The following is an 8,144-nucleotide window of genomic DNA, read 5'->3' as shown; positions in this document are numbered from 1 at the left end:
ATCCATTAGTTCATGTGTACTTCATATACAAAAAAAAAGAGTGCCTTTCAGCGCTCAAATAAATCTTTGTATAAATCTTCTTTTGTATAGCTATGGTGGATATACCTTGCAATAATTCATTTTTGCGACTGCTTTCCATCGGCTAAGCGCCCCTAAAGGGTCGCTGGATTACCTGATTATCCGATTAGGAAGAAAGCCCGAACGCCATCCCAAGGGCCGAAAGCGCTACTCCAGCCGCCATCGCCACGGGCGCTCGCATAAGCAAACTCCGAAGCAGAATGGACGTCTCTAAGCCAAACATCTTGTCTATTGAAATTGCGTTCAGCATCATTAAGGCGCATAAGTGGTAATTGACTAGTTTCATCACCGATGTTGTACCAAGAGCCATTCTTGTTATTACCGTTTAAAGTTGTGCCATAAATCATTACTTCATTAGGGATACCAACTTTAGCATCACGCCATTCAGCCTGATCTGGTGCACCACTGTCATCAACGTCTGTAGATACAATAGTTCTAAAACTCATTAGATTAGAGCCAAAGTCTGTTTCCAATTTTGTTTGAATTTGTGGCAAATAGGTTTTATAGAGTTTTGAGCCTGCGAAACCGCCTGCAGTAGTATCAGTGTCGTTCATGTAGTGAGTAGTGCTACCGTCTGGTGCAAGTGTTTGGGTTGGTGTTTTTGACCAATCACTTGGCATTAATACTAAGTGATTGCCTAAAGAACCGTTGTCTCCGTGACTGATCTTGTAGTTAATACCTGCGATTACATAGTTTGAACCGTTGATACTAAAGTAGTCTCCAATAAACATACCTCGAAATGTGCCATTTTGAATGTTGGCGATGTGCGTAGCATCAAGCGCACCTAAGTTTTGACCTCTAAAAATGTTGTTGTGAGTTTGTGCGCCATCTGGCACCATGCTATAAAAAGCATCTTTTAATCGTGTTTTTGATTCTGAGTTGTCATTAAAGGTCATCACAAAATCATTATTAGTATCTGGCTTTGAATTTTCATTAAAATCTTGGATTCTTACGTCTGTCATTATTTATTCTGCTATATAAAACATGGAAATATGTAGAAGAGTATAATTTTTCTACATATCAGAAAGATATATTTCCTTTCTTTGTTTTATTTACTGTCGTCCTCACTAGTATTCTGGTATTCCATATAGGAGTAACCACATTGACTAGCTCTTACAGCCTAAGGACCTAGCCAGCCCCTTTATCATTTATCTTTTTTATTTTGCTAAAGCTAAAAGATTAGCGACATCTTTAGGTTTAAAAATTGCCATAATATTCACTTCCATGTTTAACTTTCTGGTGAATATTATAGCAAATATTTCTATAATAGTCTACATATTTCTATAGTTTTGTTGACAGTTAGTCACCTCTCTTAGCCCACCATCATTTAAGCAAGAGTTGTTGGAGCTACTGGAGCGCCTTTTTTTGCTCTAGTAGCATCGAATCTCTCTTGACTTAGCGAGCCTAGTTGTACAAGTTTAGACTCGACCTTGCCAAGAACATTTTGTGGTTGGCTCCCCAAATCCCATGATAATTATACCACATTCATTTAGTCCATGTGTACTTCATATACAAAAAGTGGGCAACGAAACACGTTCTTTTAAGGACATGATGAATTACCCACTTCAAAAACTAGCCTACAAAGAAGGTCAAAAGGAATAGTTATGAGTATTTTACAAACCAAGGTCAGTACAGATATGTACAAATGCAATTATAAAATGACTTGGATACTTATTTTTTCACTTCTGAAGCATCATTGTTGCTCACTTCCACGTCGTACTTTTTGCCCGTGATAGTTTGATAACCCGCTTGACTTAGTGTCCCGATTTGGACAAAATATTTCAAATTGTCGTCATCATATACGCCTGCACGATACATATCTTCATACAAGCCAAAAAGTATTGGCAAAAATTTATTAAGATCAAACATTTTTTAACCTCCTTTAGGCATTAGTGGTTTGCGCTGTAGTTGATTGAGTACTTTCAGCCGATGAAGCAGTAGTAGCAGTTGCTTGTGCTTCTGCTGGCTGAGATGCAGTGCTTTGTGCTGTAGTTTGTGCTTCTGACTTATTTGCTGCTGCCAGACTTGAAACTATTGTAATGAGTTGGCCAAGTTGGGTTTGAATTGCAGAACTGGTTTCTTGACTGTTTTGTTTGAGTGCAGTAATTGCCTTTGTAAATTCTGTTTCGTCTGCTTGAATCTGCTTGTTGGCAGTATCAACTTGCCCCGCTGTCTTGCCAAAATCAGTGACTTGCTGTTGAAGTTCTGCAATGTTATTTTGTGCTTCAGCTAAAACCTTGCCTTGTTGGATGCTTGCAGTTTCAATCCAACCACGGGTAGTTCCGTTCCATAGAAACTTAGGTGCAATGAAGCCAACTGGTTCTTCAACAACAAATGGATAATTATCACTTGCCTGTTCTTCAGTAACCAGAGTTGGCTCACATGACTCTTCATTAGTTGACTTATAGACAACTTGCACACCATACCCTTGTTGTACAGCTTCTTTTAGCTTGTCAGATTTAACTTGCCAAGCCGGCACAAAGCTAGCTGGTTCTGTTGCTTGGGCTGCTTGTGATGCCTCTGTTGCTTGGGCTGCTTGTGTAGCTTGAGCTGGTTGACCAGTAGCAGTTTGATTTGTTTGGCTTGTTTGTGTTGGTTGAGTTGCTTGCGTAGCTTGTGTTGTTTGTGCTGATTGTACCTGCTCATTTGTTGCTTGCGTAGCTTGTGCTGATTGTGCTGATTGTGCTGATTGTGTTGCTTGTTCTTGAGTATCTGCCATTTTTAATTACCTTTCTGGAAATCATTACTAGTATCTGCATTTGGATTTTCACCAAAATCTTGAATTCTTACATCTGTCATTATTTATTATTCCTCTCTACTTCTTTACTAGCTCCAAAGCAGGGATTCTATTAGTTAAGTTTTGGATTGAATTCTTATGTCAGTCATGAACTACACTGGCACTAAAGTGCTGGATTTCTGGGAACACTGAGTAGTGTTTAGGATGTTATATTGAACTAGTCAAATACCTAACCCACAGAACTCAGCTTGTTACCATGGCCAGTCCCTGACCATTTAGCTTTGTACCTCCTTTATGCAAGATACTAAATTTCAATAAGTATTCTTGTAATTAATAAATTTAATAATTATTTATCTTGGTTTTCGACACATATAATTATTTACTTGAATTACAAGAATAGTATAACATATTTATACTACAAACCAACCCTACCCATCCCCAGATTAAAATCCAGGGATTTCCAGGCTATTTTCATAAATTAATTTTTACATTAAAAAGTTCACCTAAAAAGGTGGACTACTATTTTTATCTTCTATCATAATAAAAAGCCCTTGGTGGGCTGTGAAATTTAAATTTCATAAATTTACTAGATTCGTTCACCACGAACGATTACATTAAGCAAACAAATCATGGTAAATTTTTAACATATTTTGCTTTGTTCGATATGGCATAATCTTTTGATAATTACAATACCAAGACTTAAAAGAGTTTTGCACATCAGTCAGCGGGACAACGCCACGATTTACCATCTTTCGATATTTTTTGAGTTTCCTGCGTTCTCTAGTTATGGTTTTGGGGTTTATCCGCTTAACCAGATGACCAGATTCAGTCAATCGGTATCTCAACTTTAACCATGTAAAATCATTTTCTAGCTTCATGATATGTGTTTTCTTGTGATTAATGAAAATTCCTAGTTCGCTAGCAATTTTAGTAATTTCATCTAACATTTCATGTAAGAAATCCAAATCATTGCTGATTATGTAGGAATCGTCCATGTATCTACCATACCATCTAACACTTCTCACAATTTTTATATAGTTGTCAATTGGTGTTGGGAAGTACACACTACAAATCTGTGATACTTGGTCACCTATAGCAAGTGACTTTGCCATAAATTTTTGACCAGTTAGTAATTTTGGGCTTAGCTTGTACTGCTTCTCATTATTGAACTTCATTTCAAGGCAGCGTTTATATCTTTCATCGTCAAGATACGAAACATCAATCTCAAAGTTCTTCAAAATTAAATCTAACAGCCATAAAACTTCTGGGTCGTGAATATGCTTACGAACTGCCTCTTTTAGCTTATCATGGCGTATGTTGTCATAGTACTTGCTATAATCCATCAGCAGAATATAACCCTCGTTGGTGCCATATTTTCGATAATACTCATGCAAGTGCTGCTCGAACCGTTTTCTAGTAAAAGAAATTCCCTTACCGGCTTGAGAAGCACCATTGTCATGGATTAGATAAGGCTTTAGCTGTGGCACTAGTGCTTTATCACACAAGCAACGCCTAACCACTCTATCTTTGAATGGGTTGCTCCGTATCACACGTCTTTTGCCACGCTCAAACGTTTCAAAAGTAGCACCCTCTTTTGGCACATAAGTGTGGCTCTCAAGCTCGTCACTAGTTTGGGCAAGCTTACTTAAGTAGTCTTGCTCATACATCTGCACCTGTGTCTTCCACACTGAGCCTTTCTTGCTTTTAAGATAGGCTTTGTGCAAATTATTCATATCTGAAATACTATTATTCATTTTAAACAAGCAGCTAGTAGTAACAACGATCGTAACCGGTCACGTCTGCCATACTTTTTACTACCTTTCTATAGATAGATGGATATTTTCTCCTTCTTCCTCATATTTTTCTGGTTTTAACCATTCTCATCATAAGGTGAATCCCGAACATCGTTAGAGTTGCTCGCGTTGTTCCAGTTCGCAGAACCATCGTTGTTTGCATTAGCAAAGTTGCTGGAGTTACAGAAAATACCCATTGGATTTTATAATTTCTTTTTAAATTTGATGTCGGATTTTCGCCAAGCTTTTATAAGATTAATCTCTTTGTCAATCATCAACACCGGTCTTTTGTACTTGTTGATATTCAAGCCGGTAATTACATCAACAATCGACTGTAGTTCTTGCTTTAAGACTTTGCAGTTGGCAATCGCTTGATCTTGATATAATCGTCTGCGTTCATACTCTAGTTTGTTGGTGACGTAAATTGCGTTAGCCCGATTAGTGTCACCAACTATGTCACCACATAAGTTAACTATCCGTTCAAATTTAATATCTAAAAACTGTGCTTCACCGAGGTTTGTCATTCTAGTGATGCCAAAATCAGTCATCAAGTCCAGAACTAATTCTTTTTGGAGCATTGCCATATTGTGAAAGACTTCAAACCTTGACTTCTTCCTATGGCTTTGGGGTACTGACATGTTTGTCCTTTCTATGGTTGGAAAATATTAATATACATAGTTTTCTTCCAATTGAAAAGCGCCCCTAAAGGGTCGCTGGATTAGCCGATTACCCGATGAGGAAGAAAGCCCGAACACCGTAAAAGCCGCTCGCGTAGTACCAGTACGCAGAACCACCGAGGCTTGCATAAGCAAAGCTGCTGGAGTTATATATGTCCCGCAGCCATACATAGTTACTGCCACTGCTCTGTTCGGCAGTATGTAATTTCATAATAGGTAGCTGGGTGTCTTCATCACCGATATTGTACTTAGTGCCATTTTGGTTGTTACTGTATTGAGAGGGACTGCCCCACCACATTGCACTGTTACATAGGTTAGCCGTCAGCTCATACCACTGCCCACCATTAGGAGCGCCTGAACTGTCAATGCTGGTAGATAGGTACGATTTGAACTTCAGCAAGTGTTCACCGAAGTCAGTGGCAAGCTGTTTCTCTACAACTGGAATTTCATCTTTAAACATGCTTGAGCCAGCGAAGCCACCTTCTGTTGTATCGGTTGAGTTCATATCATGCGTTCCTAAAACATCAGTAATCATGATCAAATGGTTAGCAAGTCCAGTATTTTCTTCATGGCCACATTTGTAATTGAAGCCAGCAATCTTATAGGTATGATTGTTAACTATAAAGTAGTCGCCCACCCACATATTGTTGAATGTGCCGTTATCAATATCATTTGCAAAAGTTTCATTAAACGACCCCAAGCTCTGCCCTCGGTATGTTGCGTTGTGTGTGTTAGCATTCGCTGTGGCAACTTTAGCGTACTCCCCAATATATCTGTAGACGCTATTGCCAATAATCAACGTATCGCACTCAGTCCCATTAATAATTAAGCTCATATCTAGTTTAGCCTCCAATCGCATAGATCGTGTTTGGATCTTTAGTACTTAGATTATCGTAGTCAGCCTGTGTAATCGGCACAATCTTATGACTATTTTGTTGTAGTGCCGTGACCTGATTCTGCAAGTTAGTGATGTCGGTTGAATTTGCTTTGCCATTGACAACGTTTTGCAAGCTAGTGATGTCGCTAGTCCATGCTATCTGGTTCCAGCTGCCCCAACTATTTACGCCATTAAGCACCCCATATATTCTCATAAATACACTTACGCCATCATCGCCAGCATAAATCTGAGTGATTCTTTGACTGTTGCCATTGAATACAGCTAGCACACCCTGATAATGATCTGGAAAATTTTTACCGTTCCAAGGATTACTTATGAGGTAAACACCTGTATCGGTTAATGTATTAAAATCGGGAGCGTCAACCGTTTGGCGACCTTTTAGCTGATTAATTTGATCAGCAAACTGACCGAGTGCGCTTTGGTCAACTAGCCATTTGTTTGTGTAGCTATCTGTTAATCTGGTTAGGCTCTTGCTTGCAATATCGTAAGCAGTAACGATTGTACCCGAAGTCTTACTGTTGACATCAGCTGTATCAGCTTTGTCTGCTTCATTAGGTACCCAAGCCATGTCAGGTGGCAAGTCTGCGGACTTCCATACAGCCAATTTGGCTTCACTATAAGTACAGGTTCCTGTTACAGTGCTAGTAGTCCATGAAGGTCTTATACCTATATTTTTGACATTGGCTGGAAGTACCTGAGTTACAGTAGAATAGCCAGTTGTTCCAGCAGGAACAGTAGTGCCATTTGCATATTGCACTGCGCCTGTTGAATCTGTATACCCGAAGGTAACTGCTGTGTCATTGGTAGACTTAGCAAGCTTAAGACTTACTGTCACTGTCTGCCCTGACAAATCTATACTTGGGTCTATTGAGTAAACATCTGCATTAGCCGACCATGAACCCATGTCAACAGTTTTAGGCTTGCTTTGGGTTCCCAGTAATAGGTTAGGTGCATAGGAAGGGACTTGCACATCCCCATCTTGGTTTGGCATATTGCCATTAACGGACTGCACCTTGCCTGTACCTATACTAATGTTACCGTTATTATCTGGAGACTCCCCATTTACGGTCTTTACCTTACCTGCAGCTACTAGCACATCGCCTGAGCCATCTGGCTTCTGCCCATTTACTGTCTTTACCTTGCCTACTGCACTCAGCATATTATCTATTTTACTATTAGTGTACATGCTGTCTATCTGTACTGACAAGGCTGCCAAGTCTTTATGAGTAGCATACTTTGAGAAGTCAAAAGCATTTAGCTGGTTAGTTAGATCTGTTACTTCCTCAGCTACTGCCTTTATACTATCATTAACTTGTGGAACAGTAGTTTCAGATAGGCTAGTGAGGACATCATTTAAGTCCAGTAGCTTATTAGACAGATCTTTCTTAAGCTGAATTTCAAAGGCTGTAAACTCATCTTCCAAAGCATCTCTTTGAGTTTTGAAGTCTGTTGCTGCTTGTTTCGCTGTATTTTCACTTAGGCTGTCTATCTGATTCTGCCAAGAGCCCTGCAAGGAAGTAAACTTATCATCATAAGTGTTCATTAAAGCAGAATACTGAGCCAATGAGTCTTGGAATTGCTTAATTAGATCATTTAGCTTGCTTGTTGTATTTAACTCTGATTGGTCTATGTCATTCTGCCACTTTGACATATTTGCACTAATGTGGGTAAGAAGCGACTGGGCAGCTGACCAGTAGCTGTTGTTATCTATAGGCAGGTCTAGCTGATCTGTAATTGTAATGCTAAAGTTTACTGTTGTTGCAATCAGTTTTCTAGTATTATCTGTTATGTCAAACCATGCTGTCCCACTTGTCTGATAAACTGCCTGATTAAACAAATAAGTAAATGTGCCAGCCTTGGCAGATATATTTTGAATGTTATCATCAGAAACCATCTTGCCGTCATTTTTATAGCCCTTCCTGAGGTCACACAGAATACAAAGGCAAAAGCCGTAATTGCAC

7 protein-coding genes and 1 pseudogene are annotated in these 8,144 nt (G+C 39.2%); all 8 read right to left on the bottom strand.

Annotation, left to right across the window (positions count from 1 at the left end; all coding sequences use genetic code 11):
- Positions 1-176: 176 nt before the first annotated feature.
- Complete coding sequence (locus tag Q7P22_RS14875) at positions 177-1,040, bottom strand: hypothetical protein (RefSeq protein ID WP_303865173.1); 864 nt, start codon at positions 1,038-1,040, stop codon at positions 177-179.
- 709 nt (positions 1,041-1,749) lie between these two features.
- The gene (locus Q7P22_RS14870; protein ID WP_303865171.1) at positions 1,750-1,947 is read right to left on the bottom strand and encodes an XkdX family protein; all 198 of its coding nucleotides are present in this window, start codon (positions 1,945-1,947) and stop codon (positions 1,750-1,752) included.
- Positions 1,948-1,960: 13 nt separating this feature from the next.
- A complete protein-coding gene (locus Q7P22_RS14865; RefSeq protein ID WP_303865169.1) occupies positions 1,961-2,797 on the bottom strand; it encodes a hypothetical protein in 837 nt (278 codons plus the stop codon).
- A gap of 632 nt (positions 2,798-3,429) precedes the next feature.
- Positions 3,430-4,569, bottom strand: coding sequence for an RNA-directed DNA polymerase (locus Q7P22_RS14860; protein ID WP_303865167.1), 1,140 nt, complete (start codon positions 4,567-4,569; stop codon positions 3,430-3,432).
- A gap of 242 nt (positions 4,570-4,811) precedes the next feature.
- Positions 4,812-5,192, bottom strand: a complete 381-nt coding sequence (locus Q7P22_RS14855; protein ID WP_303865165.1) for a hypothetical protein — start codon at positions 5,190-5,192, stop codon at positions 4,812-4,814.
- 142 nt (positions 5,193-5,334) lie between these two features.
- The gene (locus tag Q7P22_RS14850) at positions 5,335-6,120 is read right to left on the bottom strand and encodes a hypothetical protein (protein WP_303865163.1); all 786 of its coding nucleotides are present in this window, start codon (positions 6,118-6,120) and stop codon (positions 5,335-5,337) included.
- Between the two features lie 7 nt (positions 6,121-6,127).
- Positions 6,128-7,834 (bottom strand): hypothetical protein, encoded by a 1,707-nt coding sequence (locus Q7P22_RS14845; protein WP_303865161.1) that lies wholly within the window; start codon positions 7,832-7,834, stop codon positions 6,128-6,130.
- A 24-nt stretch (positions 7,835-7,858) separates the two neighbouring features.
- Positions 7,859-8,116, bottom strand: a pseudogene (locus Q7P22_RS15080) (BppU family phage baseplate upper protein); the annotation flags it as partial.
- Positions 8,117-8,144: the final 28 nt, after the last annotated feature.

The organism is Alkalibaculum bacchi (assembly GCF_937875145.1).
GTDB classification, from domain to species: domain Bacteria; phylum Bacillota; class Clostridia; order Eubacteriales; family Alkalibacteraceae; genus Alkalibaculum; species Alkalibaculum bacchi_A.
This window is presented reverse-complemented; position numbering and strand designations above follow the sequence as displayed.